The organism is Glycomyces buryatensis (assembly GCF_004912275.1).
Classification (GTDB): Bacteria; Actinomycetota; Actinomycetes; order Mycobacteriales; family Micromonosporaceae; genus Glycomyces; species Glycomyces buryatensis.
In genome coordinates this window covers 97,164-123,139 of record NZ_STGY01000037.1, presented here as the reverse complement: position 1 = coordinate 123,139, position 25,976 = coordinate 97,164, and the positions used below count along the sequence as shown (strand labels likewise).

The 25,976-nt window shown below is 64.8% G+C and carries 26 protein-coding genes, 1 tRNA gene and 1 pseudogene; 18 read left to right on the top strand and 10 right to left on the bottom strand.

The genetic code is table 11. The features are described from left to right. Positions 1-267 precede the first annotated feature (267 nt). Complete coding sequence (locus tag FAB82_RS09490) at positions 268-1,386, bottom strand: DUF4062 domain-containing protein (protein WP_136534302.1); 1,119 nt, start codon at positions 1,384-1,386, stop codon at positions 268-270. Positions 1,387-1,829: 443 nt separating this feature from the next. Further along, a complete protein-coding gene (locus FAB82_RS09485) occupies positions 1,830-2,426 on the bottom strand; it encodes a hypothetical protein (RefSeq protein ID WP_136534301.1) in 597 nt (198 codons plus the stop codon). 350 nt (positions 2,427-2,776) lie between these two features. Here FAB82_RS09485 and FAB82_RS09480 point away from each other — a divergent pair. From FAB82_RS09480 to FAB82_RS09470, 3 genes are all read left to right on the top strand, one after another. Further along, a protein-coding gene (locus tag FAB82_RS09480; RefSeq protein WP_136534300.1) for an IS5 family transposase occupies positions 2,777-3,582 on the top strand; the annotation gives its coding sequence in 2 pieces (ribosomal slippage) (positions 2,777-3,116 and positions 3,116-3,582; 807 coding nt in all). A 36-nt stretch (positions 3,583-3,618) separates the two neighbouring features. Next, positions 3,619-4,530, top strand: coding sequence for a hypothetical protein (locus FAB82_RS09475; RefSeq protein ID WP_136534299.1), 912 nt, complete (start codon positions 3,619-3,621; stop codon positions 4,528-4,530). A gap of 48 nt (positions 4,531-4,578) precedes the next feature. After that, complete coding sequence (locus FAB82_RS09470) at positions 4,579-5,127, top strand: HD domain-containing protein (protein ID WP_136534298.1); 549 nt, start codon at positions 4,579-4,581, stop codon at positions 5,125-5,127. On the opposite strand, the gene FAB82_RS09465 is transcribed toward FAB82_RS09470, so the two are convergent. After that, entirely contained in the window at positions 5,124-5,594 is a 471-nt protein-coding gene (locus FAB82_RS09465) for an NUDIX domain-containing protein (RefSeq protein WP_136534297.1), read from the bottom strand. The two genes, FAB82_RS09470 and FAB82_RS09465, sit on opposite strands and share 4 nt — an antisense overlap. A gap of 220 nt (positions 5,595-5,814) precedes the next feature. On the opposite strand from FAB82_RS09465, the gene FAB82_RS09460 reads away from it, so the two are divergent. Then, on the top strand, positions 5,815-6,531 hold the full coding sequence (locus tag FAB82_RS09460) for a tyrosine-type recombinase/integrase (RefSeq protein ID WP_136534296.1): 717 nt from the start codon (positions 5,815-5,817) through the stop codon (positions 6,529-6,531). Between the two features lie 84 nt (positions 6,532-6,615). Here FAB82_RS09460 and FAB82_RS09455 read toward each other — a convergent pair. Together FAB82_RS09455 and FAB82_RS09450 are read right to left on the bottom strand one after the other, a co-directional pair. Then, positions 6,616-6,689 (bottom strand) — tRNA-Pro (locus FAB82_RS09455). A gap of 148 nt (positions 6,690-6,837) precedes the next feature. After that, positions 6,838-7,749: a metallophosphoesterase gene (locus tag FAB82_RS09450; protein ID WP_136534295.1), complete on the bottom strand. Its 912-nt coding sequence runs from the start codon at positions 7,747-7,749 to the stop codon at positions 6,838-6,840. 25 nt (positions 7,750-7,774) lie between these two features. On the opposite strand from FAB82_RS09450, the gene FAB82_RS09445 reads away from it, so the two are divergent. The 14 genes from FAB82_RS09445 to FAB82_RS09380 all read left to right on the top strand — a co-directional run bounded on the left by FAB82_RS09445 (position 7,775) and on the right by FAB82_RS09380 (position 20,741). Continuing rightward, complete coding sequence (locus FAB82_RS09445) at positions 7,775-8,230, top strand: GatB/YqeY domain-containing protein (protein WP_136534294.1); 456 nt, start codon at positions 7,775-7,777, stop codon at positions 8,228-8,230. A gap of 179 nt (positions 8,231-8,409) precedes the next feature. Further along, positions 8,410-10,014, top strand: coding sequence for a peptide chain release factor 3 (locus FAB82_RS09440; protein WP_136534293.1), 1,605 nt, complete (start codon positions 8,410-8,412; stop codon positions 10,012-10,014). 1 nt (position 10,015) lies between these two features. Next, complete coding sequence (gene rsmA / locus FAB82_RS09435) at positions 10,016-10,861, top strand: 16S rRNA (adenine(1518)-N(6)/adenine(1519)-N(6))-dimethyltransferase RsmA (protein WP_136534292.1); 846 nt, start codon at positions 10,016-10,018, stop codon at positions 10,859-10,861. Continuing rightward, positions 10,858-11,790, top strand: a complete 933-nt coding sequence (locus FAB82_RS09430) for a 4-(cytidine 5'-diphospho)-2-C-methyl-D-erythritol kinase (RefSeq protein ID WP_136534291.1) — start codon at positions 10,858-10,860, stop codon at positions 11,788-11,790. Before rsmA ends, FAB82_RS09430 begins: the two co-directional genes overlap by 4 nt. Positions 11,791-11,896: 106 nt before the next feature. Continuing rightward, entirely contained in the window at positions 11,897-12,571 is a 675-nt protein-coding gene (locus tag FAB82_RS09425; protein WP_168801511.1) for a Crp/Fnr family transcriptional regulator, read from the top strand. 119 nt (positions 12,572-12,690) lie between these two features. Then, positions 12,691-13,512: a hypothetical protein gene (locus tag FAB82_RS09420; protein WP_136534289.1), complete on the top strand. Its 822-nt coding sequence runs from the start codon at positions 12,691-12,693 to the stop codon at positions 13,510-13,512. 45 nt (positions 13,513-13,557) lie between these two features. Beyond that, positions 13,558-15,291 carry a hypothetical protein gene (locus tag FAB82_RS09415; protein ID WP_136534288.1) on the top strand — a complete coding sequence of 578 codons (1,734 nt, stop codon included), beginning with the start codon at positions 13,558-13,560 and terminating at the stop codon, positions 15,289-15,291. Continuing rightward, complete coding sequence (locus FAB82_RS09410; RefSeq protein ID WP_136534287.1) at positions 15,288-15,692, top strand: glutamate--cysteine ligase family protein; 405 nt, start codon at positions 15,288-15,290, stop codon at positions 15,690-15,692. Before FAB82_RS09415 ends, FAB82_RS09410 begins: the two co-directional genes overlap by 4 nt. A 171-nt stretch (positions 15,693-15,863) precedes the next feature. Continuing rightward, entirely contained in the window at positions 15,864-16,286 is a 423-nt protein-coding gene (locus tag FAB82_RS09405) for a YbaB/EbfC family nucleoid-associated protein (RefSeq protein WP_168801510.1), read from the top strand. After that, a complete protein-coding gene (locus FAB82_RS09400) occupies positions 16,283-16,627 on the top strand; it encodes a type VII secretion target (protein WP_136534285.1) in 345 nt (114 codons plus the stop codon). Before FAB82_RS09405 ends, FAB82_RS09400 begins: the two co-directional genes overlap by 4 nt. A gap of 5 nt (positions 16,628-16,632) precedes the next feature. Continuing rightward, on the top strand, positions 16,633-18,321 hold the full coding sequence (locus FAB82_RS09395; protein ID WP_136534284.1) for a WXG100 family type VII secretion target: 1,689 nt from the start codon (positions 16,633-16,635) through the stop codon (positions 18,319-18,321). A 343-nt stretch (positions 18,322-18,664) separates the two neighbouring features. After that, positions 18,665-20,002, top strand: a complete 1,338-nt coding sequence (locus tag FAB82_RS09390) for a hypothetical protein (RefSeq protein WP_136534283.1) — start codon at positions 18,665-18,667, stop codon at positions 20,000-20,002. After that, a complete protein-coding gene (locus tag FAB82_RS09385; protein ID WP_136534282.1) occupies positions 20,002-20,514 on the top strand; it encodes a hypothetical protein in 513 nt (170 codons plus the stop codon). The genes FAB82_RS09390 and FAB82_RS09385 overlap by 1 nt, the downstream gene beginning before the upstream one ends. Then, a complete protein-coding gene (locus FAB82_RS09380; RefSeq protein ID WP_136534281.1) occupies positions 20,502-20,741 on the top strand; it encodes a hypothetical protein in 240 nt (79 codons plus the stop codon). The genes FAB82_RS09385 and FAB82_RS09380 overlap by 13 nt, the downstream gene beginning before the upstream one ends. Positions 20,742-20,854: 113 nt before the next feature. Here FAB82_RS09380 and FAB82_RS09375 read toward each other — a convergent pair whose 3' ends face one another. From FAB82_RS09375 to FAB82_RS09355, 5 genes and pseudogenes are all read right to left on the bottom strand, one after another. Further along, positions 20,855-23,272 carry a tetratricopeptide repeat protein gene (locus FAB82_RS09375; protein WP_425461579.1) on the bottom strand — a complete coding sequence of 806 codons (2,418 nt, stop codon included), beginning with the start codon at positions 23,270-23,272 and terminating at the stop codon, positions 20,855-20,857. A gap of 204 nt (positions 23,273-23,476) precedes the next feature. Beyond that, positions 23,477-23,803, bottom strand: a complete 327-nt coding sequence (locus tag FAB82_RS09370) for a hypothetical protein (RefSeq protein WP_136534279.1) — start codon at positions 23,801-23,803, stop codon at positions 23,477-23,479. A 305-nt stretch (positions 23,804-24,108) separates the two neighbouring features. Further along, the gene (locus FAB82_RS09365) at positions 24,109-24,510 is read right to left on the bottom strand and encodes a VOC family protein (RefSeq protein ID WP_136534278.1); all 402 of its coding nucleotides are present in this window, start codon (positions 24,508-24,510) and stop codon (positions 24,109-24,111) included. 343 nt (positions 24,511-24,853) lie between these two features. Next, positions 24,854-25,270: pseudogene (locus FAB82_RS28565) on the bottom strand (hypothetical protein); the annotation flags it as partial. 94 nt (positions 25,271-25,364) lie between these two features. After that, complete coding sequence (locus tag FAB82_RS09355) at positions 25,365-25,850, bottom strand: toxin-antitoxin system YwqK family antitoxin (RefSeq protein WP_136534277.1); 486 nt, start codon at positions 25,848-25,850, stop codon at positions 25,365-25,367. Between the last annotated feature and the right edge of the window lie 126 nt (positions 25,851-25,976).

Below are 25,976 nucleotides of genomic sequence, written 5' to 3'. Positions count from 1 at the left end.
TCGACCTGTTTCCGATGTCCTGAGACATCACACGTCGGGCTGACAGGACTTGAACCTGCGACCCCCTCGTCCCGAACTATCGGCACGGGGGCCGTTGGGGGCCAACCAAGGTGCATCGCGGCTGGTCAGAGCCAACCCGAGACATCCTCGCGCACGGCGGTTGCTGCACTTTGCTGCTGTATTGCGGGCTGGTTCGCCGCAGGGCCCACAGCAGCAGCCTCCACATAGCCGGGACGGCACACGTTTAGACGACAGCACGACAACCATTCAGCCTGGCTTCAGGTCTGAGCCTTCATCGGTCGGCAAGTTCTTCCGGATTGCCCGCAATTGCGTCAATTGATGCCTTCCCTCGCTAGTCAGCTTCCAATAAACATTGGTATCGCTCGCGAGTCGTTTTTTCGAACCGTTTTCAATCAAGCCCAAGGCATCAAACTGTACCTTTATATCGTCAAAGCTCTGCGATGCAATCTTGGCTTCATAGACTCTACCCACAGGCTCTTCGTCGACATCATCCCGAATTTCGGTTCTGCGCCTGTTTGCCTCTCGCAGACAGAAGGTGGACAATTTTCCACGCATATCGACCTCTGTCGCCTCATCCATCAAGGCTGGCGCAAGGCGTTTGAATAGTTCGTTCCAAGTGGTGTCAAACTCCCAAGAGCCTCTCGCCTTTCGAACGTATGCATTAGCCGCTTCTTCAAGCTGCGACTCCCAATGGAATTCGATCGAACACATGACATGCGACTTGTCCTCGCCCTGCACCAACTCAGATCGCTCGACGGTGCCTTGGTGTTCACGTTGCTCAGTCTTCAAATCCGCCGTAAGCTCAGCTACCTTCGCTCGCAGCTCAGCAAGTTCGGACTTAATCTCCGGGGTCATTGCCTCACTACCCCGAATCCAGCCCACAGCAGGGTGCGACTTCCGGGCCTTCACAATCGCCTGAATGACCTTGCCAGTAAGGTCACCAGGATTCAACCAGTAGCGAATGATTCTGGTCTGAATCTTTGCGCGGAAAGATTCGAGCTTCACTCGAAGCTCGGGATCCATATCCACCTTACCGGAAGGAATACTCCCAGGATCTCCATGCAGAAACCCCATCACCGGGATGCCTTGGCTAACGGCGTAGTCAAATTCCATTTCGGTATAGGAAATTTGCTCTTTGTCATGAACGCTTCCATAACGATCTCCAATTACTACAACGTAGTAATCGCAAAGATCGATCACCTCTTTAATTAGATCGAAGGTGTCAGCATCAGAGGCGGGAAACATCTCCATGCCTGCCGGAATGCAATCGACATCGAGTAGCGCTTGGATGACAGCTTGTCGCTCTTCTTTGAGATCCTGTAACGTAGAGCTGATAAAGACTTGTTCACGTTTTTCTATCGCCATGGAGGCACTCTACTACCTTGCTTTGGTCGCCGCTGTCCTCACCACTCGATAGAACCCTGGAGGTCGGGTTCATTGGCCGGGGGCGGGCGCGCGATACGCTCGCCCAAGCGACAGGGCGGGCCCGCAGGGATCGCCCTCAATCCGGCCTGGCCGCGCGCCCGCAGGGGTCCCCGGCCAAGGGTTCCGGCCGGAACTTTCATCTCATCCTCAAGGCGCCCGCTTGGGCCCGTGGCCGGCCGAGGACCGCCCGCAGCGAAGCGAGGACCGGACCGCAGGCCTGCCACGAGGCGCGGCCGCAAGGCCGCCTTGAAGATGTATAGAAAGTTCTCACACGAACTCCTGACCCGGACACCCAGAGCTTTCGCACAGTAAGACCGTGTCTCAGTTGGCGGGTTTTGAGCGTTCCGGGCCGGCTATGGCCGCGGCCGGGTTCCGGCTCGCCGTCATGAGATCCTGATCGATTCGAAGATCGACTCCAACTGCTCGACGAAGTGCGGGTCATCGCTGTCGGCCGCTCCCCACACCTCGACCCATCGGTCATCGAACTCGATGAGCATCGACATCCAGACGAGCCCCTCGTCGTCCGAGTCGGAAAACGTGGTGGCGGCGTGCCCGTCGATGACGCTGTCCTCCTCCACGATCGAAGGAGAATCCAGATCGCCTCCGGTGAAGTCGGCCACCAGCGCCTTGGTGAACGACAGCGCGTCCTCATGAGAATCCGCTCCGGCAACCCTGAACCGCACCCATGCGTTTCCGGGTGCTTCTGCTATCGACGAGTACATCGCGTAGCCACTGTCTACCGTCATCTCCGCCTCGCTGAGCTGCACCCAGTCCTGCGGGATACTGTAACTCAAACCGGCCTCGTCATCGATGACGTGCGTCGTCTCGGCGTCCCGGATCTGCGACCAGACGAGAACCACGGCAACGGCGACGACGACCAAGGCGGCCGCGATGAAGAAGGTCCAAGTGGCCTTGGCGGACAGTCGCCGACGGGCGGCGGGAGCGGGGTGTTGCTCGCTGAACAGTGGCGCCTCGCTCATCGATTCAACCGGCCCGCTCGACGCCGACAGCCGGGGCGAACGCGTCGACCGCCGTTCGTCTTTCCCTGTCAATCATGATTGCTCTGCGCACCCTTCAGGTCTGGCCGACCTCGATTCTTTCGCCAGAATCGGCAGGGATCAAGGCGGGACAGCGGCGAGAGACCGGCAGGAATCAGTCCCATACCAGTTGCCTCCTGCCACATGGGCTGGCAGGGCCAGGCACCATGACTGGACCCATCCGTCCGAATGAAGCACACTACTCGTCGTCGACCGAGGATCATGCCTACGCGCGAGGACCGGTCCCGGGGACCGTCCAGCTTGAGCTGCATCGGAACTGGTAGGCATCATGTGTGAATGAATTCGCAAGATGTCTGGTGCCAGATGGGCTGTGGGACATCACCGAGTCGCTGATCCCGGTTGCACCGAAACGAGCGCAGGGCGGTGGCATCGCTCGGTCCGACAACCGGCAGGTGTTCGCAGCGATGGTGTTCGTGCTGACCAGCGGTTGCGCCTGGCGGCACCTGCCACCGACGTTCGGTGTCTCGTATCAGACCGCGCACCGGCGCTTCGCCGAGTGGTCCGAGGCTGGTCTGTGGGCGAAGCTCCACCGAGCGATGCTTGATCGGCTCGGCTCCGCCGGCGACATCGACTGGTCCAGGGCGATCGTGGACGGGGCGAGTCTGCGCGCTAAAAGGGGGGATCACTGACCGGCCCAAACCCGGTCGATCGCGGCAAGGCGGGCAGCAAGATCCACGTCCTCACCGACCGGAACGGCCTGCCCCTTGTTCTGGCTGTCTCGGCCGCGAACCTCCACGACTCCCAGGCCTTGGAGCCGCTCGTCCAGGGCATTCCGAAGATCCGGTCCCAACGCGGGCCCCGGCGCCGCAAACCCGCGAAACTCCACGCCGACAAGGCCTACGACATCCCCGACTGCCACCGGACCCTGCGCGAACGACGCATCGGCGACCGCATCGCGCGGCGCGGCATCGAATCCTCGACCCGACTCGGCCGCCACCGCTGGGTCGTAGAACGCACCATCGCCTGGCTCGGCGGCTACCGCCGCCTGATCCTGCGATACGAACGCCATGGACACCTCTTCGCCGCATTTCTCGCCCTCGCCGCAGCCATCACCTGCTACAAGAAACTCACCAACTGAGACAAGCTCTAAAGCACCCGGGTTTATTATCCCTAGATGACCTCCAGCATCAAAGGCTTGATTTGCCCTGAATGTGGCATCGCGCAACTAGTTCCTTCGCGTCAAGACTTCGTCGGCTACTTCGAGAGTCGCGACTGGGGTTGCGTGAATTGCGCTTACAAAGTTGATCTTTGGGGCCTCCTCCTTCGCTGGGTGCGCAACGAGAATCCGCTGATTCCCGGCATCCTAGCCTTGGGCATTGGAAGACAATTGATCATTTCCAAACAAATGCATCCAAATACGGATCTACAAGTCCTTTTCGAAGATCATGGTGTACCTGAAGGTGCAACAATTCTTGATGTAGTCCTTACCCCGGTTGGGCTGTCCGCAACAGGGCCGAATCTTTGGCCCGCCCTACGCACCCAGCGCTTGCACCTTAATCACGTTGCCCACCACCTATCTATTCACCCCGTTGAGCTCAAAGAATTGCAAGGATTCGACTCCAACGACCCAAACATAAATCAACTGAATATTCTAGTAATCTGGATGCCTCCACCATCGGAGCCAGAGGAAGAGCCATTTTTCAGCGCAGCGAAAGCATTTACGATCGGAGACTTTAGAGGATCAATAATCCCAGCTCAAATCGCAGTCGAACTGAAAATCAACCGCATCTTGTCTGAACATTACGGCCGCTTTGGTAGCAAACGTGACGTTGCAAGTTTCCTTACGAATGGCGCAACATACGGGCATCAGCTTCGCTTCCTGATCCCATCTCTCCTTAAACTTGTTGGCGCACCTCAGATGCCAGAAAAAGTCGAGATTGGGCTCAGGAGCCTTCAATCTTGCAGGAACAAGGTTGGGCATCAGCATCTCAAAGTATCTCGGGACGAAGCCGCAGAAATGATTCTGGCCGCGAAGTTTGGATATGAGTATCTGAATATTTATGGCCCACTTCTAACCTCCGAATAGTCCAGCCGAGCAGGTTGGGCGGTCATGCCTGGTGCTAAGGTCGACCCAATGAACACCTACCAAACCGCTTTTGACACCGCCGAACGACTGCTCGCGAGAGCTCTTCCGCGACGGTGGAGGCATGTCCAGGCGGTCGGCAGGAAGGCTCTTGAGGTGGGAACCCAACTCTTCCCCGAAGAGAGCACTGACATTCTTGCGATGGCTGCGATCCTTCACGACGTGGGATACTCACCAGCTCTCGTCAAGACTGGCTTCCACCCACTTGATGGCGCTCGTTGGCTCCGAACGGAGGGTTGGGATGAACGGGTGGTTGCGTTGGTTGCCCATCACTCGTGCGCCACGATCGAGGCTGATGAGCGCGGCCTCCGCAAGGAACTTGAGTCGGAGTTCGTGAACGAAGATTCAGCCGTGACCCAGGCGCTCTGGTTCTGCGACATGACAACCGGGCCCGACGGCAACGACCTCGAGGTTGAGGTCCGGCTCGCTGAGATCCTTGAACGATACGGTCCGGATCACGTGGTCACGCGGTTCATCCGGCGCGCACGACCGTTGATCCTCGACGCGGTGCGACAGACCGAGCAGCGGCTGGCCGCCTAACCGACGTAGGGCGCTTCTCCTCGGTCATAGCCGTGTTCAATCCGCAATCGCATGGACGGATTGATAGGTAGGCCCGCGAGGTCAGCTCGATCGAACCAGTCCACATCGGACGATTCAGCGCTTACGGCTGGTACTCCTCCGACTTGCTTGCCTCTGAAGCAGATCGAGAACTGCTGTCTGACTTCGCCGTCGCTGTACTCGATCAAATGATTGGGATCGGTATATATATCAACGATTCCGGTGATCTCGATGTCGATTCCGGATTCTTCCTTGGTCTCCCGAACCGCGGTTTCCGCAATGAACTCTCCGTAGTCGTGAGCCCCACCTGGAAGTGCCCAGTCTCCGTTATCGGTGCGCCGGATGAGAAGTACATGGTTCTGCTCGTCGAGCACGAAAGCAGTGGTCGATGGAACGACGCTGTTCGGCTCCGGTGCTTCCGGGTTATTGATGTGGTCAATACGGCTCACTGCTTGACCTTCCCGATTTGGTCCGTCCAGACGTTTCTGGAACTCGACCACACCCTATCAAAGCTGTCGGAGAAGGTCTGAAAGATCGTTCCACCTCGCAACGGTGTGTCAGTGCTGCCACCAAGGCATTGATGGGCAGCGGACGCCACACAAGTGCTGCGCCAAGGGTGAATGCTGCCGAAAGGTGTTGTCGGCCAGGGTAGTCAGTGACGCTCGTACGGTGTTGCGGTCGGCGTTGTCGCAGGCGGTCACGGATGAGCTGGTGTCGGTCAACCGAGCCATGCAAGTGCGACTGCCCAGCGGGCGCAAGCGTCGAAAGAAGGCGTGGACCACGGATGAGGCGCGGCGGTTCCTGGAGCATGTCCGCGCTGATCCGCATTATGCGGCTTATCTGCTGGTGCTCGCTATGGGCTTGCGCAAGGGCGAGATCCTCGGTTTGGCCTGGGACAGTCTTGACTTGGATGAAGGCGTGCTTGAGCCGTCGTGGCAACTCCAGCGCGTCATGGGCGAACTGATCCACAAGAAGAAAGCCAAGACGGAGGAGTCGGAGAACGCGCTACCGATGCCGGACCTCTGCATCAAGGCATTGCGGGAACGTCGAGAGCGGCAACTGCGGGACAAGGCGAAGGCCGAGGTTTGGCAGGATTCGGATCTGGTCTTCACCACCAGGTTCGGAACGGCGATCGAGCCGCGCAATTTCCATCGGTACTTCGTGAACCACTTGGAGTTGGCGGGTCTCCCCCGGATCTCGGTGCACGACGCCCGGCGGACCTGTAGCTCGTTGCTCGTGGATCTGGATGTCCATCCTCGGGTGATCATGGCGATCATGCGGCACTCGGACTTCAACATCACGATGGAGATCTACGCCCAGGCGTCCGATAAGGCCACCAGGGAAGCGCTTCGGAAGCTGAGCGAGAGCTTTGAGTCCGAGGACTAGCGTTGCTGTAAATCGCTGCTGTAAACACAGTCAGGGCCGGAATCCCGAAGATGGGAGACCGGCCCTGACCTGTATTTTCGTCTGTCGGGTTGACAGGATTTGAACCTGCGACCCCCTCGTCCCGAACGAGGTGCGCTACCAAGCTGCGCCACAACCCGATATTCGTTTGTCGCGAACACACCAGGTGTTCGCACGAGTGGAAATGTTACCCGAGGCCAGTGCCGCACCCCGAACGGGGTCCGGGCGCCCCGGGCCCCGTCACACTACGTCGCGCGGGCGGCGCGGCGCATCCGGTTTTCCGCTCGCTCAGAGCTCGGCGGGGATGAACGTCAGCAGGCTCGCCTCCGGCGCGCACGCGAAGCGCACCGGCGCGTAAGGGGAAGTCCCCAGGCCCGCCGAGACGTGGATCCACATGCCGTCGTCGGCTCCGGTGGCCCACTCGTGGAGGCCTTTGACCCGCTCGCGGTCGATGCCGCAGTTGGTGACCAGGGCGCCGTAGCCGGGCACGCAGACCTGGCCGCCGTGGGTGTGGCCGGCGGCGACGAAGTCGTAGCCGTCGCGGACGAAGTCGTCGAGCACGCGCGGCTCGGGCGAGTGCGTCAGACCGATCGACAGGTCGGCGTCGGCCGGGACCGGGCCGGACACCAGGTCGTAGTCGTCCAGGTCGAAGTGCGGATCGTCGACGCCGGCAAAGTGGACGTTCAGGCCCGCCACGATCCGGTCGGCGGCCGCGTTGTTCAGGTCGGACCACCCGCCGTCCTCGAGGACCTTGCGCAGCTCCTCGGTCGGCAGGGGCGCGCCGTACCTGTGCTCGTGGTTCGGGTTGAAGTACTGGAGCGGGTTCTTGAGCACCGGCGCGTAGTAGTCGTTCGAGCCGAACACGAACGCGCCGGGCGCCTTGAACAGCGGCCGGAGCGTCTTGGAGACCAGGTCCACCGCGTCCGGGTGGGCGAGGTTGTCCCCTGTCAGGAGCACCAGGTCCGGGTCGAGCGCGGACAGCGAGGCGACCCAGTGGGCCTTGCGCACCTGGCCTGGCGTCATGTGGAGGTCGGAGATGTGCAGGACCCGGATCGGTTCGGCCCCCGCCGGCAACGCCGGCACCGCGAAGTGCCGGAGCGTGTACTGGACACGCTCATACAGTGAGGCGTACGCGAGCGCCAGCGCGCCCGCGCCGATCCCGATCCCGGCTGCTGCGGCAAGTCCACGGCTGATCTTCATACCCCCAACGGTAGATTGTCGAAATATGAGTGAGCTAAAGACCCAGTTGGAAACCGATATGAGATCTGCCCTCAAGTCCCGGGACAAGGTGACGCTGGGCACGCTTCGCATGGTCATCACGGCTATCCGCAATGAGGAGGTCGCGGGCAAGACCCCGCGGGAGCTGGATGACACCGAGGTAGTGAAGGTCCTCATCAAGCAGGCGAAGCAGCGCCGCGAGGCCGCCGATGCGTTCCGCGAGGGCGGGCGCGTGGAGTCGGCCGAGGCCGAGCTGGCCGAGGAAGCGATCATCAAGCGCTACCTGCCCGAGGAACTCAGTGAGGCCGAGGTCAGCGAGATCGTGCGCACCGCGATCGCCGAGGGCGGCTTCGAAGGGCCCCGGGACATGGGCAAGGTCATGAAGGCGATCGGCCCGAAGGTCACCGGACGCGCCGACGGCAAGGTCGTGGCGGGGATCGTGAAGGCCCAACTGGCGGGGTGAGCGCACCGCCGGCTCTACCCCACCCACCCAAGAGGGGACCCGTCCCTCGCCATCATCACCCGCGGGTCTGACAAAAAGCGGCCCTGCTCAGCGTGGAGATGGCGAGGTTCACCGTTACTGTTGAGGGTCGGGCCTGCTCTGCTCCGAAACCGCCTGTTCTTTCACGTCTTGAGGAATCCATGTCCAGCCAAATCGCGGCCCAGGCCGCGCGCCGTCGCACGTTCGCCGTCATCTCCCACCCCGACGCCGGCAAGTCGACGATCACCGAGGCGCTCGCCCTCCACGGCCAGGCCATCGCCTCGGCCGGCGCCGTGCACGGCAAGGGCGACCGCAAGGGCGTCGTCTCCGACTGGATGTCCATGGAGCAGGACCGCGGCATCTCGATCACCTCGGCGGCCCTCCAGTTCGAGTACCGCGACTGCGTCGTCAACCTCCTCGACACTCCCGGCCACGCCGACTTCTCCGAGGACACCTACCGCGTCCTCACCGCGGTCGACGCCGCCGTCATGCTGCTCGACGCCGCCAAGGGCCTCGAACCCCAGACGCTCAAGCTCTTCGAGGTCTGCCGGGCCCGCCGCATCCCCGTCATCACCTTCATCAACAAGTGGGACCGCCCCGCCAAGGACGCCCTGGACATCCTCGAGGAGATCGAGGAGCGCATCGGGATCAAGCCGACGCCGGTGACGTGGCCGGTCGGCGTCGGCGGCGAGTTCCACGGCGTCATCGAGCGCATGGCCATCGACGGGACGCAGGCCGGCGGCATGGTCCGCTACGAGCGCGCCCCCGGCGGCCAGCACCTGGCGCACACCGAGGTCCTCACGGCCGACGAGGCCGCCGAGCGCTTCGGCGAGGACTACTCCCGCGCGGTCGAGGAATCGGAGCTGCTCGGCGAGGTCGACGCCGACTTCGACCCCAAGACCTTCGAGGCCGGGCACACCACGCCGACGCTGTTCGGCGCGGCCCTCGTCCACTTCGGCGTCGGGCAGCTGCTCGACCTGCTCATCGACATCGCGCCGTCCCCGTTCGCGCGCGAGGACACCGCCGGCTCGCCCCGCGAGCTCGAATCGGGCTTCTCGGGGTTCGTGTTCAAGTCCCAGGCGAACATGAACGCCTCCCACCGCGACCAGCTGGCGTTCATCCGCGTCTGCTCGGGCCGGTTCGAACGCGGCATGCAGGTCACGCAGGCGCAGGGCAAGCGCACCATGTCCACCAAGTACGCGCAGACGATGTTCGGGGCCTCCCGCGACACCGTCGAGGAGGCCTGGCCCGGCGACATCGTCGGCCTGGTCAACGCCTCCGGCCTGTCGGTCGGCGACACGATCTACGAGGGCCGCGCCGTCGAGTTCCCGCCCCTGCCGGCGTTCGCGCCCGAGCATTTCGGCGCCCTCCAGATGCACGACACCTCGAAGGCCAAGCGGTTCCGCCGCGGCATCGCCCAGCTCGACGCCGAGGGCGTCGTCCAGGTCCTCTACTCCGACCGGCGCGGCGAGGCGACCCCGGTGCTGGCGGCGGTCGGACCGCTCCAGTTCGAGGTGACGATCGCCCGCCTGTCCGCCGAGTTCGACGTCCCGGCCACCATCGACCACCTGCCGTACAAGCTCGCCCGCGTCACCGACGCCGAGGGCGCCAAGCGGCTCCTCACGGCGCCCGGCGTCGAGGTCTTCCGGCGGCCGCGCGACGGCGCCCACCTGGTGGCCCTGCCGAACAAGTACCGCATCGCCACGATCGCGAACGACTACCCCGGCATCGTGCTCGAACCCCTCCTCGCCGGCGGGCAGGCCTGACATGGCGCGCCTGCTGAGCTCCAGCGACATCCGCTCCCTCTCGCGCGGCCTGGGCATCCAGCCGACGAAGAAGTGGGGCCAGAACTTCGTCATCGACGCCAACACGGTGCGCCGCATCGCCGCCACCGCGGGCCTGGACGAGGACGACGTGGTGATGGAGGTCGGCCCCGGGCTCGGCTCGCTCACGTTGGCGCTCATCGAGATCGCCCGCCGCGTCATCGCCGTCGAAATCGACCCGAAGCTGGCCCTGGCGCTGCCGACGACCGTCGCGCACCGCGCGCCCGAGGAGCACGAACGGCTCCACGTCATCGAGACCGACGCCGCGCGCATCCGGGCCGATCAGCTCCCCGAGCCGCCGACCGCGCTCGTCGCAAACCTGCCGTACAACGTCGCCGTGCCCGTCGTCCTGCACGCCCTGGAGACCTTTCCGACCCTCGACAAGGGACTGGTAATGGTCCAGGCCGAGGTCGGCGACCGGCTCACCGCCGGACCCGGCACCAAGATCTACGGCGCGCCCAGCGTCAAGATGGCCTGGTACGCCAAGGCCCGGCGCGCCGGATCGGTGTCGCCCAACGTGTTCTGGCCGGTGCCCAACGTCGCCAGTGGACTCGTCGCCTTCGAACGGCACGAGAGCCCCGAGGCCAACCGGAAAGAGGTCTTCGGCGCCGTCGACGCCGCGTTCGGGCAGCGCCGCAAGATGCTCCGCCAGTCCCTCAAGTCCTGGGCCGGATCGGGCGAGGCCGCCGACGAAATTCTCCGTCGCGCCGGAGTCGAACCCACACGGCGGGGTGAATCGTTGGACATAACGGAGTTCATCGCTCTCGCCGACGCCAAGGAGACACTGTGACCGGACAGACCGCGCCCGCCGCGCCCAGCGCGGCGGTTTCCGTCGACGTCCCCGCCAAGATCAACCCGCACCTGGGAGTCGGGGACGCCCGTGCGGACGGATTCCACGCCCTCTCCACGGTCTACCAGTCCATCTCGCTGTACGACACGGTCACCGTGGAGCGGCGCGAGGAGCCGGGCATCGAACTGACGATCTCGGGCGAGGGCGCCGACATCCTCCCCAGAGGCGACGAGAACCTAGCGGTCAAGGCCGCCAAGCTCATCGCGATCTACGGCAGCGTGGACCCCGACGTGCGCATCCACCTCAACAAGCGCATCCCGGTCGCGGGGGGCCTGGCGGGCGGCTCGGCCGACGCGGCCGCGACGCTCGTGGCCTGCTCGAGACTGTGGGAGATCGAGATCGGCGACGCCGAGATGCACCGCCTCGCCGCCGGCCTGGGCTCCGACGTCCCCTTCTGTCTCAAGGGCGGCACTGCCGTGGGCGCGGGCCGAGGCGAGGAGCTGACCCGCGTCGAGGTGGGCGGTTCGTGGCACTGGGTCGTGGCGACCACCGATACGCAGATTTCCACTCCGGAGTGCTTCAAGGAGGTCGACCGGCTGCGCGAGGACGGCATCGGCCGGTTCTCCGCGGACGTCGACCAGATCGTGCGGGCCTTCGAGTCCGGCATCGGCGCCGACGAACTGTCGCGGCTGCTGGTCAACGACATGGAGGCCGCGGCGGTGAGCCTGCGCCCGCAGCTGGCGTCGCTCATGCACGGGGGGCTTGAGGAGGGCGCGCTGGCCGCGCACGTCTCGGGGTCGGGTCCGACGGTGTTGTTCCTGGCCTCAGACGTCAAGCACGCCATGGCGCTGGCACGGCGGATGCGCATGCGCGGCGGGGCGAAGAGCGTCCACATTGCGAATGGACCGGTACCCGGACCAGCCGCTTGATCGAACCCGTCGATCCCCTGGGAAAGCCGAGTGGGATGGCGGGATTCACTCCTTCACTGTCGGAATTGCGACAGACAACCGGGTCGGCCGCGTATATCAATGGTTGATGTCCCGGCCCCCGCTCCTCCCCGTCGCCCGCGGGTTTCAAGCACTGGCCACAGCGCCGCAATGGAGTCGGCTGCTGGAACGCGGCACGCATCGGGAGATCGTCTCCGGAAGGCGGCTGATCGAGCAGGGCGTTCGCAGCCGAACGGTGTACGCCGTTCGCCGGGGCCGGGTGCGCGTCGTCTACACCGATCAGGACGGAACCGAAACGCTCATCGCCGTGCGAGGTCCCGGCGACCTCCTCGGCGAGTACGCCCACGGCGACGGCTCCGAGCACGTGGCCTCGGTGTGGGCCCTCGAGCACGGCGCGGTGGCCGTACTGAACGCACGAGCCTTCGGGCAGTACATCGAGAGCGCCGGACTGGGGAACGCCTTGCAGCACTACATGCTCGGCAAGGCCCGCGAGAACACCGCCAGGATGTGGCGCACCGCCAATCTCGGTACCGAGAAGCGCATGGCCCAGCTGTTCCTGGAGACCGTGGAGGCGGCCCCGGACGGCGATGTTCCCACGGTGCCGTTGACGCAGGATCAGATCGCGTCCGCCCTCGGAGTGTCCCGCAGTTCGGTCGCACAGCTGCTCAAGCTCTGGCGAACCAAAGGACTGGTCCGAACCCAGCCGGCGCCGCTCACCCTCACCGACCTCACGGCCGTGGCTCGACGAGCCAGCGCAACCTGATTGTGACATCAAACACTTTCTAGTTTGTTCAAGTCTGGACAGCAGCCCACGGCCCGGGCCCAGAGGATGGGAATCAGTCCGACGCCCCAGTACGACGGCAATCCCCACTAGGAGTGCGCATGAGCAAGCCAACCATCCATTGGCGATCAAGCCCCGAATCGCGAAACCTGGTGGCGATGGCGCTCGACGTCCGCCGGTTCAGCAGCCTCACCGATCCCGAACGCAATCGGGTGGCCGTCGCCTTCCGCGACGCGACCGCCGAGGCGTTCACCCGCAGCGGCCTGGCCGAAGCCTGGCACCGGCGCGTCTTCGAGCAGAACGCCGGCGACGGCATCGTGACGGGCTTCCACGAGGAGCACCTGGGGGCGATCGTCGACCGCATTCCCGCCGCGTTGCAGAGCGGCCTGCGCGAACTCCACCAGCGCAGCGGGCTCAATGTCCGAATGCGAATGGGGTTGGCGATCGGACCGGTGTCGAACATCGACGACCCGCGCATCGACATCGCCCCGAACGAACCGATCATCACCGCCTGCCGCCTCGCCGATTCCGCGCCCGCGAGGACGGCGCTGGCGCACTCCGATGCCGCCGTGACCTTCCTGTCGGTCGCGCTGTCTCCCGAAGCGGTGACCTTCACGGTGCGCTCCAACCCGCTCTGGCTGCGGGAGTCGGAGTTCGTGAAGGTCCGCATCGAGATGGCCGACAAGGGCTTTCACACCGACGCCCACCTGCACGTGCCCACCCTCTCCGGCGACCTCCTGAAATTCGGACTGGCCGGTCCCTACCCGCCGGAGGCCGCCGAGTCGGAGGGTCCGGCTCGATCCGAAGCCCGGCCGGCCGATTCGGAACCGGCCAGGCAGCTCCCCCACGTCACCGGCGTCATAGGGGACAACGGCAACTCCAAGATCGGCATCATCGGCGACCACGGCCGCGTCCAGATGTAGGCCCCGCCCGGTCACCACCCGCAATACCTCTCTCAAGGAGATGACATGACGCAGCAGCAACCCCAGTTCGAGAACCAGTCGCCGCCGCCGACTCCGCCCGCGACTCCACCCGCGACGGCGACAGCGGCGCCGACGCAGAACCACCAGCTTCCGCCGGCCCCCAGCCAGGCCACCCGGCATCTATGGGTGGCGGCCTACCTGGATCGGGACTTTCGCCGCGCCGCCCTCAAACACGTCTACAACCAGCCCGAGCACGCCGTCGCGCCGTCGGTCGGCGTGGACTCGGCTTCCGTGCTGTATCACTGCAAACGGGCGATGTACCTCGACCTGTTCCAGGCGATCACCATCGTGGGGCTCTTCCTCCTCGCGCTGGCGGTCTCCTGGCCGGCGGTGTTCGTACTGATCGGCCTGCTCCTGGGATGGCAGCTGTTCAAGGTGCTGCTGCGCACCGTCAGAAACGCCGCCACCTGGATCAAGGACGGCTCGTCGATCAGCCTCCGCCGGATGACCGGCGGCATACTGCTGCTGCTCGTTCTGTGCGTGTTTGTCTTTGTCCTATTCGCCGGATCCGTGATGGCCCTCCTGACGTCCTTGCTCTCCGGCGACGGACTCGGCTCGTCATCGAGTGGTTCAACCTCCACATCGGGCAGCGGTGACGCAAGTTTCGGACGGGCCTTGCCGTGGGCGCTGCTGTTCGCGGGCGTCGTAGGAACGTTCGCCGCCATACGGCGTTCCTGGATCCTCCGCCTGAGGACTCAGATGGTGGGACCGGACTCGATCAGGGCCGACGCACGGCTGGCCCATATCCAGAATGCCGAGGCCGGCGACGTCACCTGCTATTCCGGCTACTACCCGTTCAACTACGCGGGGGATCTGCGGCGAACCTGGAGCCTGGCATTGACCCTGACGCCGGTCGACGGCCGGACGGACCCCGGCCCCTGGCCCGGTTTCACCGCCGCCGAGCTGACTCAGCACATCGGTGAAGGGCTCAGCGCGCTCGGCCAGGATGCCGGTCACACCAAGCACATTCAGGGTTTGAGCGTCACCAACGAGGCCTGGATCGCCGGCGTCGACGCGAACGGCCCGGTCAATTCGACGCAGCACCTCCCCGGATACTCCTGGGCCGACAGCTGCAACGACCCCAACACCATCATCCGCAACTACATCAAGTGCCAGGTGCGGGCCTGGGACGGCGAACTGGTCACCACGGTGTTCGCCCACGCCGCGCTGCAGGGCCAGACCCTGTACTTGGAGTTCAGCCATCTGGTGCTGCCCCCCACCCGGAACGAATACCACGTCTTCGGCAACAAGAGCGAGATGGGACCGAACGCCGTCGTCATGGACGTGCTGCGCGGGATCGGACGGCTACCGGGCGAAGTCGGACAGGCACCCGCAATCTTGTTCCGTGAGATCGGAAACGCGATCGGCGCGTCGAGGCTGCGGACGGATCTCCAGGACCCGCAGTCGGCCTCCACGGACTACGGTGCGCGAGTCAGCGTCCGGTATCTGGGCACTGACTCGGATGTGCAGCACTACTTCCAGGAACGGGACGCGGTCAAGTTCGGGAAGGTACTCGAGCGCCAGCTCATGAGGTTGGTGCGGGACTTCCTCTCCGACAAGGTCGACGTCGCCGAGTTCGAAGCGAAGTCCACCAGCATCATCAACAACAGCACCGTGATCAACGGTCCTGTCGCCGCCGTGGGCGCGGGCGCTTCGGGGAACATCGGCGCAGTCGGCAGCAGCAACCAGGTCACGATCGGCACGGGAGACTCGAAATGAGCGATGAGGACAAGATGACCATCTCCGGCGGCTACCACAACCACGGCGAGGGCAAGGTCGCGGCGATGGGCGACCAGGCCACGGGTTACATCGGCGCCATCGGCGAGAACAACAGCGTCCGGTTCTACGGCGCCGACGGCGGGGACCGGTCGCTCGAACAGCTGGGCCACCTCGTCGAGCAGATGCGCGAGCTGCTCGAAGCCCATGCCGCGGACCTGGGCGAGAAGCGAGCCGAAGTCGAGGAGGTCATCGACGAACTGGAGGAAGGCCTCTCGAAGCACAACCGCCCCAGCATGCTGCGCCGCACGGCGCAGGCCATCGTCGACCTCACCAAGGACCTCACGGTGTTCGCCGACCTCGCCAACAAGATCCTCGATCTCATCGACAAGCTGAAGCACTGAAATCCATTAGGGACTATCTCGTCCGGGTCGGGTGACCAGCGCATCACCCGTCCCGGATGCCCACTCGGCGACCGCGATTCATCCGACTACAGCATGAACTGTAGCGGTGGCACGACTATGTCAGAATTGTTAGGTCCTCTCACCACCCGGTTGAAGCCTGAGGAAGGCAACATGAGCGCCCAATCCCCCTTGCAAGACAGCCCGAACGGATCCGGCAACCGACCCTCGGCGTTGACCGATATCCACGGTTTCATGGAGGGCTTCCAGCAGCGCATGAGCACGGTGCAGGAGCGAGCCGCCGAATCCGCGAGCAAGGTCTCCGCGATCCAAGCGACCGTCGTCAGCGACAACGGCGAGGTCAGCATGACGGTCGGCGCCTCGGGCCAGCTCCTCGACATCCGATTCGGACGGGCGATACGGCAGGCCTCTCCCGAGTGGATGACACAGGTCGCCCAGGAGACGTATGAGCGGGCCCGACAGGAGGCCGCCGAGCAGACCAGAGAGGTCATGACCGAGACCATGGGCGCCGACTCGGCCGCGGTGAAGGCGTTCACCGCGGCCTCGGAAGCCAAAGGCGAAGAAGGTCAGCGATGACTACCAAAAGTTTCAAGGCCGGCAAGAAGGTCTCCGTCGAGCCCGAGGGGGTCAGGAAGGTCGCCACCGCCACCCGCGGCGACGTCGCCGACCCCCTGCAGGACGTCGCGCAGGCGGCCGTGAGCTCGACTCTGAGTTCGGAGAACGCGTTCAGCGAGTACCTGGCCAATCTCATTCCGCCATCCCTGAAAGGGTTCGACGAGACCGCCGAGAAGGCCCTCCTGGCGGCATCGGACTTCGCCGAGGCGCTGGCCAAGGCCCTCGAAGACACCAGCGACTCCTATGAGTCGTCCGACAAGGCGGCGGCCGACGACCTGACCGCGCTGACCGGGGAGCTCTGACCATTATGGATTTTCTTGGAGACGTTGCCGACAGCGTCGGTGATGGCATCCGCGATGTCGCCGATACGGCCGGCGATGTGGCGAACGCCGGGTTCGACGCGGTCGGACTCGACACGGTCGGCGACATCGCGAATGCCGGAATCGATGCCGCGGGGGTCGTCGCGAGCATCCCGGCGAGCGTCAACGGAGCCCTGCTCCACGGTGCAGCTGACGTCGTCAACGGCATCAACGAGGGGCTCACGTGGCTCGCGGAGGGCGCGATCGACGCCGTCGGCGACCTGATCAGCATGGCCATCGACGCGTTCCTCTGGGTTCCCGGCCAGATCATCGGCTTCCTCGACTCCATCAAGGAGCTTCAGTCGCCGATCGACCTGCTCAAGTGCGACGCGGACGCGATCAAGCAGCTGATCGAGGACTGGAAGAAGATCGGCACGGACCTGACCACCATCGGCGAGTCCTTGGAGAGCGGCTCCACCAGCTCCAATGACGCCTGGGAGGGCGATGCCGGCGACACGTTCCGCGAAATCGCGAGCGCCTTCGCCACGTCCCTGCTCAAGGCGGGTGAGCTCGCCACCAGCGCGTCCGGCACGATCGACGGCATCGCGCAGATCGTCGCCGAGGGCCGCGCCGAAGTCATCGAGAAGATCACCAGCACCGTCGAGGAATGCACGTGGATCATGGCGGCGGCCCTCCAGTTCGCCGTCCCCTTCCCTCCGGGGATCCCGATCGCCATCAACGAGATCAACGACCGGGCCACCACCGCTTACGGCGAGGTCGAGGAACGGCTCGGGCAGATGGAATCAGACGTCGACTCGGCCCTGCAGGACCTGTCGGAGCTCGAGACCGGGTTCAGCGACCTCGAGAGCGTCTGGACCCAGTCGGCCGAGAACATCCGCAATGCGGGCGCGAAGGACGACAGCGGAAGCGACAAGAAGGGCAAGGACGACAGCGGCGGGGGTGGTGGCGGCTCGACCGGCGGCGGCGGTTCCAGCGGTGGAGGCGGCAGCCCCAGCGGCGGCGGGGGCGGCGGCCAGCCCGAGGAGGAGCCGAAGGAAGAGGAGAAGCCCGAGGAAGAGGTCGACGACTCCGAGACCGCGGTGACCGAGATGCCCGACGGCTCGAAGGTGCTGGACCCCTACCTGGTCGCGACCATTCCCGAGGAGGAGTGGAAGGCGATGGCCGAGGCTATCCCACCGGAGAAGTGGGAGGAGATCGCCGAGAACGACCCCGAGTCGATCCCGCCGGAGCTGGCGAAGCACGCCCCCGAGCACCTCAAGGACAAGTTCCCCTCGAACGACCCCGACTGGAAGCCGCCGCTCGACGAGAACGGCAACCCGAAGCCGGTGGGCGCCAATATCCCCGAAGACCTCGTCGAGTACATGACCCCGGGCATGGACCAGGCCATCGAGGACTACACCGTCGAAGAGGGCAAGGAGGCCTGGGAGCAGCAGAACCTGGACGAGGAGACGCTGCTGCGCCAAGACCTCGAGGAGGCGGAGACCGACGCCGAGAGGGTCGAGATCCACGAACAGCTCGACGAGCTCCAGCAGCAGGAGGAGGCCGAGGCGGACGCGGAGGCCGAAACCCAGACCTCCGAATCGGAGCAGTCCGAGGAGTCGAAGGAGCCCAAGGACTCCGAGAAGTCGGAAACCGGCGAGGCCAGCAAGGACGACTACGAGTCGGCCCTGGGCTGATAGTCACTTAGTCGACAAAGTCACAATCGGCTGCGCCGTCCACTGAGTCATTGTCAGGGCCTTTCTGGTCATATATATTGCGGTGCAAGCAGATCGGGCCGGGAGCAAAGCTCCCGGCCCGATTCGTCTTCGAACGTCGTAAGGAAAATCTTCTAGACACGTAAGTGCGAGAAGTGAAAGCGGCGCGTGTCGTAACTGGATCAACTTGCGCGCCTGTGTCATAGTTCGAAGACGCGCAGTGCGCGATTCCAAAAGCCACAACTGCATATGGTCCGGTGGGCCGCCCCTTCTATCGCCAAACAGATTGGCGGCCCACCTTCACAGCAATGGAAGGTAACCTCCCATGGCTTCTCTCAGCGTACGCCAATACCCGGCGCCCACGCCAAGCCGAAACGTCCCTGTGGCCGGTTCGTCCACCGACTCCACTCGATCGAGGCAGCCCGAGCGGCCCGACGACTCCGGCAGTTCCGGACTCCGCTTCCTGGTCGGGTTCGACGCCCGTCCGGTCCGCCCGGGCGACCCGCTCGAATACGTCCAGGGGGACGGCTTCTTCGACTGGGCGGGCCGCCGCCTGTTCCTCGAAGACGGTGCACCCGATCCCGACACGTCCGGCGCCTACCGCTACCAGCACTCGCCCGACTGCTGCGATACCGCCGCGTGGGACGGCGATCCGGTCAGCCCGCGCTACGAGCCGATGTACCTGCGGCACCGCCTCAGTGACACCTGGATCATCGACACCGATCGTCCGTACGACCCCGACGACCCGGGTCCGTTCGGCTCCTCCGGCTGGCGTCCGGACCGGCGCACCGGCCGACACCGCCGGAACGAGCTGCCCGATCCATTGCCGCCCAGCGAATCCGACATGCCCGTTCCGGAGTATTCGGAGGTGGTGGCGCTGTCGGTGCGGCGCTGGAGCGAGGCCGAGGTCCAGGCGCTCCACGCCGAGCGCGACCACGACGACGCGCGAACTCCTGATGGCGGCCAGCGCGCCAACCGCCGCCGCGAATCCGCCGGAGCTGGGACCCCGCCGCCTCCGCAGACTCCGACTCCGACTCCGACTCCGAAGGACCGCAACCGGTTCTGGCCCGATGCCGACCGGCAGGCGGGGTCCGAGGACGGCGAGGCCCCCCGGTTCTCGCCGCTCCGCGAGCAGGCCTTCAAGCGGTTCATGACGAAGTCCGCCGACCTGGCCGCCGCCCACCACGAAACCGATCCGCCCTCGTTCCGTCAACGCCTAGCGCACTTGATCGCCTGGGCCTGGTGGGTCGCCTGCCTCGGCCTGATTGCCGCACCACGCCCGCTCCGCGAGGAAGAACCGCCGGTCGACGGCCGCACCGCTGCACCAAGGCCCGTCCCAATCCCCGTTCAACGCGGCACAATCGCATCGGCGGGGCCAGTCCCACAGTCAACTCCCGTGCGGTACATCGGAACCGGGACCATCACACAAGCCCTGGCCGGAGCCCGCCGCTACCGCGCCGACCACCCCGAACCGACCCGAAGGCCACGGCCGACTGCGGACGGGCCACGTCCGAACCCGTCCCCACGCCGCGACTTCCGCCGCGACCCACGATCCTCGTCGGCATCGGCAAGGGCGCCCTATATGGCCGCTTGGGAACGAGCCTTCGACGTCGGCCCCGGCTGGGCCTTCACCGCTTCCACCGCCGGGAAGGCGGCGGCCTGATGGACTACACCGGTTACCTCGGCACCGCCTTCATCGACGGCCGCCCCCTCCGCTTCGAAGGCCTGGCGCACCAGACCCGGCTGCGGATCACCTTCTGCGGCAACCCATTCAATGCCGAACCAGGAGATGGGCCTCCGCTCGGCCCGGGGCCGGGCCCCGCGCACGGCGCTGGCCCGGCGCTCGGTTCCGGTCCGGGCCCCGAACCGGGACACCGCCGCAAGCTCGCCGCCGATTCTGGTTCCGGCGCCGGGGTCGTCCCATCGTCATCCAATATGGATCGAGTCGCCGCGCCCGACCCGATCCGACCCGTCGCGCTCGGCTCGGTCATAGGACTCGCCACCACCACACCCGAGCTCCGCGTGTGCGAGCCCCTGTGCGGTGCATGGGCAGAGGTTCATCGGGATGCGATCGTCGCCGAAGCCGTCCGCATCTGGGCCGCCACCGCCGACCACCGCGAAGCGGCACCGTCCAACCCACCTGAGTCACGCGTCTACCGTCAATGCGAGGGCTGAACCAGATCCAAACGCGCTACGCGGTCCTGTCCGACAGGCCCGGCTGGGCGGCAGAGAACCACCGCGCCGACCGCATTGTCCAGCTCGCCGTCGCGTGCTACTGGAACTGCCTCGACCACAACGTGATCCGCGAGTTCCGCCCCGTCGGACGCGGCCCGCAATGGCTGCGCCGCTTCACCCCGCGCCGCACCGAGCCGCCGAGTCGGAACCAGGAAAGGAGGTCCTGACCTTCCCGAACCGGGTGCGGCGGCATGCACGGACGAGGCTCACGCGTCCCCAAGGTCACGAGCGCAACCAGCCGCCGTACCCGGCCCCTACCAAACGCTTCAGACATTGCGCGTCAGCATTTGGCTATGAACGATTGACAAAATTCTACAAATCGGCTCAATCCCAAGTCACGGTACAAGTCACGGGCTTCCAGAAACTGCATCCGTGCATCCTCGTATCGCCGACGCGGGTTCGCCCAACCGGCCAGCCCCAAACCCAGAAGGGCGTCGGCTTGGGCAAAACAGGCTCCGGTGGTGCGGGCCAGGTCCAGCGCCGCGTTGTAGTGCCCCTCGGCAGCGCCCCACTGTTCCCGCATCCGCGCGATCTCACCTAGTCTCAGGAGGGCGGCGGTCTGAGCAATGCGGTCACCGGTGGCGCGGGCCAGGTCCAGCGCCGCATTGTAGTGCCGCCTGACATCACTCCGCTGCTCTAGCATCCGCGCGACATCACCCAGTCTCAGGAGGGCATCTGCTTGGGCAATATGGTCACCGGCGGTGCGGGATAGCCGAAGTGCATCCTGAAAGCACTTCGATGCGGTGGTCCATTGCTCTCTAGAGAAGGCGACCCTTCCGAGACTGAGACTCGATGTAAGCGCCCCGCGAGCATTCGGCAAGTCGTTCAAGCGGGTGGCCACGGTCTCCGCATCGTCGAGTCGATTCAGAAGCACGAGGCATCTTCCGGACTCGGCGGCGAGTGTTGCCGCGACGGGATGAGCGGCGGAGATGGCCGCGAGAGTCCCCGAGATCATCTCTTCGCTCGCATCGTTCAGCCACTTGACGGCCTCACCAGGGCCTGTGAATTCGAGACCAGGTGTCTCCTTGGCAAACGCCTCCGTCGCGTCCTCGCCCCAGATCTCCCTCACTGCGGCATGGACTCGTCCCGCCATCCACACGAAGAACCGTGCCCGTACTCCTCGCAGGTCATCGCCGTACGAATCGGCGGCGAGAACAGAGGCGAGTGCGGCATCCTCGTCGTGCAGTCGGAAGCGGTAGTGCGGCAGCGCTTGGATCAGCCGATGCAGCTCATCGGCGATCAAGGCTTCGTCCGAATCAGTGATGGCCGCTATCGATCCAGCGTCGAAGTCGGGACCAGGATGGACCCCACAGGCGATGGCGGTGCGGTGCAGCGCGTTCGAGCCGAGCTGCGCGAGTGCGTCGCGGTAGACCGCCTCCAGCACGGGGCTGCCCGAGCGTTCAATGCTCTGGACTAGCAGGTCGGGGCGGACATGGGCCAACTGGCGCGACAGGCCGTCGACCGCCTTCGGACTCCAGCCGACGAGACCGCCCAACCGGACCAGGATGCTCTCGTCGAGCGGTTCGTCCGTACCGCGGCGAAGCAGCGCGATCCCATCGGCCTCGTTGAGAGGGACGGCCTCGACAGACCGGTCGGCGCTGATGCCGCCCAAGGCATTACGGCTGGTGATGAGCAGCGCGCATCGGGAACCGGCCGGGGGCAGGGCCAGTTCTACCTGGTCGGTGTCGGCGACGTCGTCCAATACGATTAGCGCTTGATGGTCCGCGAGCCAGCGGCGCCAACGGCTGACGCGGCCGGCCAGGTCGGGCTCGATCCTGGTGTGCCCGACCTCGACCAGCAGGTCCTCCAACAGCTGCTCCGGACTGCGTTTCGGCTGCCCTGGCGTCCAAGTGTGCAAGTTGAGGTAGATCCGCCATTCGGAGAAGTCCACCCGGAGTTCGGTGGCCGCGCGCAGCACAATCGCCGACTTGCCCGATCCGCCTCTGCCATGCACCACCGCTATGAACGGATCCTCGCCGCCCGCCGCCTGGCGTGCGCCCCTCACCAGATTTCCGACTTCGGAGTCCCTGCCGATCATGTCGCCCTGCGGGAGCGGCATCGTGGATCTCCCGGACGGTCCGGCCGATTCGTGAGCCGGCCCACTTCCCCGCCGGTTCTTGAACAGCGGCGACTGGCCGGCCCCGTCCGCGCAAAGCAGCCGGGGCGTCTGTGCGCCACCGATGCGGGACTTCATCCCGTCGTACAGGTCCTCGGGGGTGAGCGTGCCTTGGAGTCCGTCGATGCCGTTGCCCAGCATGTCGAGCAGCGCTGCGACGAACTTCGAGTACCGTCCCTGCCCAGGGTCGGCGGGCACCTCGGCCTTCTCGAATTTTTCACAGGCGGTGAAGAGCGTCGACAGGTCGGTGCGGTCCTCCTCGTCCCAAGTCTCACCGCCGTCTCCTCCGAGCACTCCCTGGTTCATGGCCTCACCGCTGTGGCAGGTGTCCAGGAACAGGATCCGGTGCTTAGCCGGGTGGGCGCCGTGGCGCAGATGGCCGCGAAGCCAGTCGAAATCCCGCCAGTTGAGCAGGTTGGGGAACTGGTCGTCGCTGGCGGCCAGGAGCAGCCGGGTGCGGGGACCGTGGCGGTCGAGTTCGCCGTGCCCACCGAAGTAGACCAGTAGCGCGTCCTCGGCCGCTTCGGACGCCGCGGCGAGCTCACGGCTGATGTTCGCCTGCGTCGCCTCGGCACCGATCAAGGTGCGGCAGTGCTCCTTTGGAAGACCCCAGACGTCCTCACTCTGGAGCAGGCGCGCCAGTTCGCGCGCACCCGCGGCCATGGCGGGGTAATCGTGGAGGCCGGAGGCGGCGTACTCCGAGACTCCGATCAGGACCGCTCGCGACCGGTGAGGGTCGGGTGTGGCGAGTGGGGCCATGGGCGGGCTATGCTCCTCGTTCTCCTGTCACCTTTGCCGTTGGCTCAGTTCCCAGATGTGCCGGATCGTCTCAGGCTCAGGGTTTTCGAGGATGACGCGGGTGCCGTCGGGGCATTCGAGATGGACCACTACCTTGGCCACTGCCTTCCATTGACAGATCTGGAGGGTCAGGCTTCCCAGAGCGGCGAGCGTCGAGACTGCGGCGATGATGGTGTCGGCCGTGCTGAGGGTGCCATCACGTTCGGAGACCGGTTCGAGCGCAACCCCAAGGGGCAGTCGGGTCGAGGTGAGGACTTGATACAGGTCGCTTGCGTCACCGGGCTTGCCGTCGACGGCGATGGTGAATTGCGGCAAAGGCACTCCGATCGCGAGAATGACTGCCTCTCATGATGCCAGCATCGCTCCGGGCTCGGGTTACCGAGATAGACCACTGAAGATTGATCTTGGTGGAGCCGATCATCCACTCTGAGATCCTGGATCCGTCTGCGATGACCGTTCCTCGCTCACCTGCACAGACGACCGATAGAGCAAGTCACGGCCCCTTCAGTTGTGGCTCAAGGACATGCTCCTCGCACGTCCATCCAGGCCGACACAGGAATTCGTGAGCACGAAAGTGCGACACGCGTTCGCATGCAAGAGCGTCTAGTTTGATTTTTCAGCTAGAGGAACAGGCAGAACGGGTGGCCGGACGGGTCGAAGAGGACCCGGACGGTCTCCTGTGGTTGCTCCTCTGCCAGGGTCGCGCCCACGCTGATCGCGTGTTCAACGGCGGCGTCCAAGTCCTCGACCCAGATGTCGAGATGCTGGGTCGCGTGCGTCCGGCCCGGTACGGCGGGCCATACGGGGCACTGCCAGTGGCGTTCATACTCGAAGTTCAGGGTCGGCCCGTCACCTTCAGAGGCGTGGACCTGTGCGAATCCACCTTGCGGCGGTTCGCCCGGTCCAGGCCCTTCGGAGCGGTTCACCGGCCGACCCAGCAGCAGCCCGTAGAACTCGGCCAAGGCCCGCGGGTCCGGAGCGGTGATCGTGATCGAGTTGAGCGTGAGTCTCGGAGTGTTCATCGCCCCAGGCTAAGGCCGGGACGGTGTTCCCACGCACAAGCCCGAACATGACCGCGGCCGCGGCGATCCCTCGCTAGGAAACAGCCTTGCGGCCGGTACCCCGGCGGAGCTTGGCCTCGATCGCCTCCTCGGCCTCTTCCTGGGGCACTTCAATGTAGTCATCATCGTTGTGCCCCAGCCGATACAACTGGAAGAATTCGGTCGGGGACCAACCTTGACCGTTGAAGCGGTAGACCTCGTCGTAGGTGATCCCGTTGACCTCATAACGCCGCATGACGGCCCCAGGGTTCGACCGGGTGTATACCTCACTCACCTTGAAGTAATACCGGACGTTCTCCATCTCGCTCTCCCGTCCACGCGGCACGACCACGACCTGTACTTCGTCCTCATAGATCACTCGACCGGGAGCGGCAGAACGGACGGTTCGGAACTCGACACCGTGGGCGGTCAAGATCTCCAGGTAGCCGGGCACCCGCTCGATGAGATGCGTTGCCGAGGGTTTGAACCAGGCCGCGGCCCCGGGGTTCACCTCGTGGTCGTAGACCGTCGGGTCCACCGTCGACGGGCTGAGGTACGCCTCGTTGTACCAGTCGTTGTTGCTGCGGCGGAACGACTCCTGCTCGTCGGTCAGTCTCCCCTGCTTGGCGAGAGTGTTGACCAGACCGAACACTCCGGTGAAGTACCCCCGCTGATTCCGGTGCACCGACTCGAACCGCACGTAGTGGATCGGTTCGGCGCCACTGCTCTTGATCATCGCCATCGAGTGATCCTCTCACCGCCGACCGCAGGCTAGTTCGATCCGCCAGTGGCTCGGGTGTTGCGGCCGGTCTCGGCTGAAACGACTTCTCAGTCGGTCACGCCGTATGGCGATTGAGGTGGGGTGCATCCGAGGGTGGCGGGATGCGTGGCAAAGCGTAGATCTCTCGGTCCTTGTCGATTCTTCCTCGTTTGGATTCATCGAGGTCGACCACGGTTGTCTTCGTGACGGTCTCACCATCCTCGTCGAACACGACTCCCCAAACGATGGTCCCACCGTCATACGCGGTTGCTCTGCTTATCGATCCGTCAGCGCGGAATATTCTCGATATGCCGTTACGTATTGAGTTGCAGTACCAGTCCTCTTCCAGGACGGTACCTTCAGCGCTCATCGTTCGGGCAGGGCCGTGCTGGTAGCCATCGTGGTAGCTGATCTCATCCCGGCCGCCGTCGGGGTTCTCTTCGAATCCGATGCCCGTGAACCGTTGGCCCTCGTACCAGAAGTGCTGACTGCCATCCATATCCAATTCGTCGTCAGGCACCCTGATCAATTTCGAAGTGTCCATCAGCTCTTCCTGTCCCATCCGTCAATCGTCCTCAACAGACAGCTGGAGTTTCCTTCCGCTTGCAGAGAATCCAGATCCACTCGAGGAGTTTCGGCGGCTATTGCCGACTTCAGGGAACGGGCCTTCGCTCGGAGGAGACATCGA

Bases quoted from the DNA above. Each gene is read 5' to 3' on its own strand.
- FAB82_RS09490 (WP_136534302.1), bottom strand. From the start codon at position 1,386: ATGGCGATAGAAAAACGTGAACAAGTCTTTATCAGCTCTACGTTACAG.
- FAB82_RS09485 (WP_136534301.1), bottom strand. From the start codon at position 2,426: ATGAGCGAGGCGCCACTGTTCAGCGAGCAACACCCCGCTCCCGCCGCC.
- FAB82_RS09475 (WP_136534299.1), top strand. From the start codon at position 3,619: ATGACCTCCAGCATCAAAGGCTTGATTTGCCCTGAATGTGGCATCGCG.
- FAB82_RS09470 (WP_136534298.1), top strand. From the start codon at position 4,579: ATGAACACCTACCAAACCGCTTTTGACACCGCCGAACGACTGCTCGCG.
- FAB82_RS09450 (WP_136534295.1), bottom strand. From the start codon at position 7,749: ATGAAGATCAGCCGTGGACTTGCCGCAGCAGCCGGGATCGGGATCGGC.
- FAB82_RS09445 (WP_136534294.1), top strand. From the start codon at position 7,775: ATGAGTGAGCTAAAGACCCAGTTGGAAACCGATATGAGATCTGCCCTC.
- FAB82_RS09440 (WP_136534293.1), top strand. From the start codon at position 8,410: ATGTCCAGCCAAATCGCGGCCCAGGCCGCGCGCCGTCGCACGTTCGCC.
- rsmA (WP_136534292.1), top strand. From the start codon at position 10,016: ATGGCGCGCCTGCTGAGCTCCAGCGACATCCGCTCCCTCTCGCGCGGC.
- FAB82_RS09425 (WP_168801511.1), top strand. From the start codon at position 11,897: ATGTCCCGGCCCCCGCTCCTCCCCGTCGCCCGCGGGTTTCAAGCACTG.
- FAB82_RS09420 (WP_136534289.1), top strand. From the start codon at position 12,691: ATGAGCAAGCCAACCATCCATTGGCGATCAAGCCCCGAATCGCGAAAC.
- FAB82_RS09415 (WP_136534288.1), top strand. From the start codon at position 13,558: ATGACGCAGCAGCAACCCCAGTTCGAGAACCAGTCGCCGCCGCCGACT.
- FAB82_RS09410 (WP_136534287.1), top strand. From the start codon at position 15,288: ATGAGCGATGAGGACAAGATGACCATCTCCGGCGGCTACCACAACCAC.
- FAB82_RS09405 (WP_168801510.1), top strand. From the start codon at position 15,864: ATGAGCGCCCAATCCCCCTTGCAAGACAGCCCGAACGGATCCGGCAAC.
- FAB82_RS09400 (WP_136534285.1), top strand. From the start codon at position 16,283: ATGACTACCAAAAGTTTCAAGGCCGGCAAGAAGGTCTCCGTCGAGCCC.
- FAB82_RS09395 (WP_136534284.1), top strand. From the start codon at position 16,633: ATGGATTTTCTTGGAGACGTTGCCGACAGCGTCGGTGATGGCATCCGC.
- FAB82_RS09390 (WP_136534283.1), top strand. From the start codon at position 18,665: ATGGCTTCTCTCAGCGTACGCCAATACCCGGCGCCCACGCCAAGCCGA.
- FAB82_RS09385 (WP_136534282.1), top strand. From the start codon at position 20,002: ATGGACTACACCGGTTACCTCGGCACCGCCTTCATCGACGGCCGCCCC.
- FAB82_RS09380 (WP_136534281.1), top strand. From the start codon at position 20,502: ATGCGAGGGCTGAACCAGATCCAAACGCGCTACGCGGTCCTGTCCGAC.
- FAB82_RS09365 (WP_136534278.1), bottom strand. From the start codon at position 24,510: ATGAACACTCCGAGACTCACGCTCAACTCGATCACGATCACCGCTCCG.
- FAB82_RS09355 (WP_136534277.1), bottom strand. From the start codon at position 25,850: ATGGGACAGGAAGAGCTGATGGACACTTCGAAATTGATCAGGGTGCCT.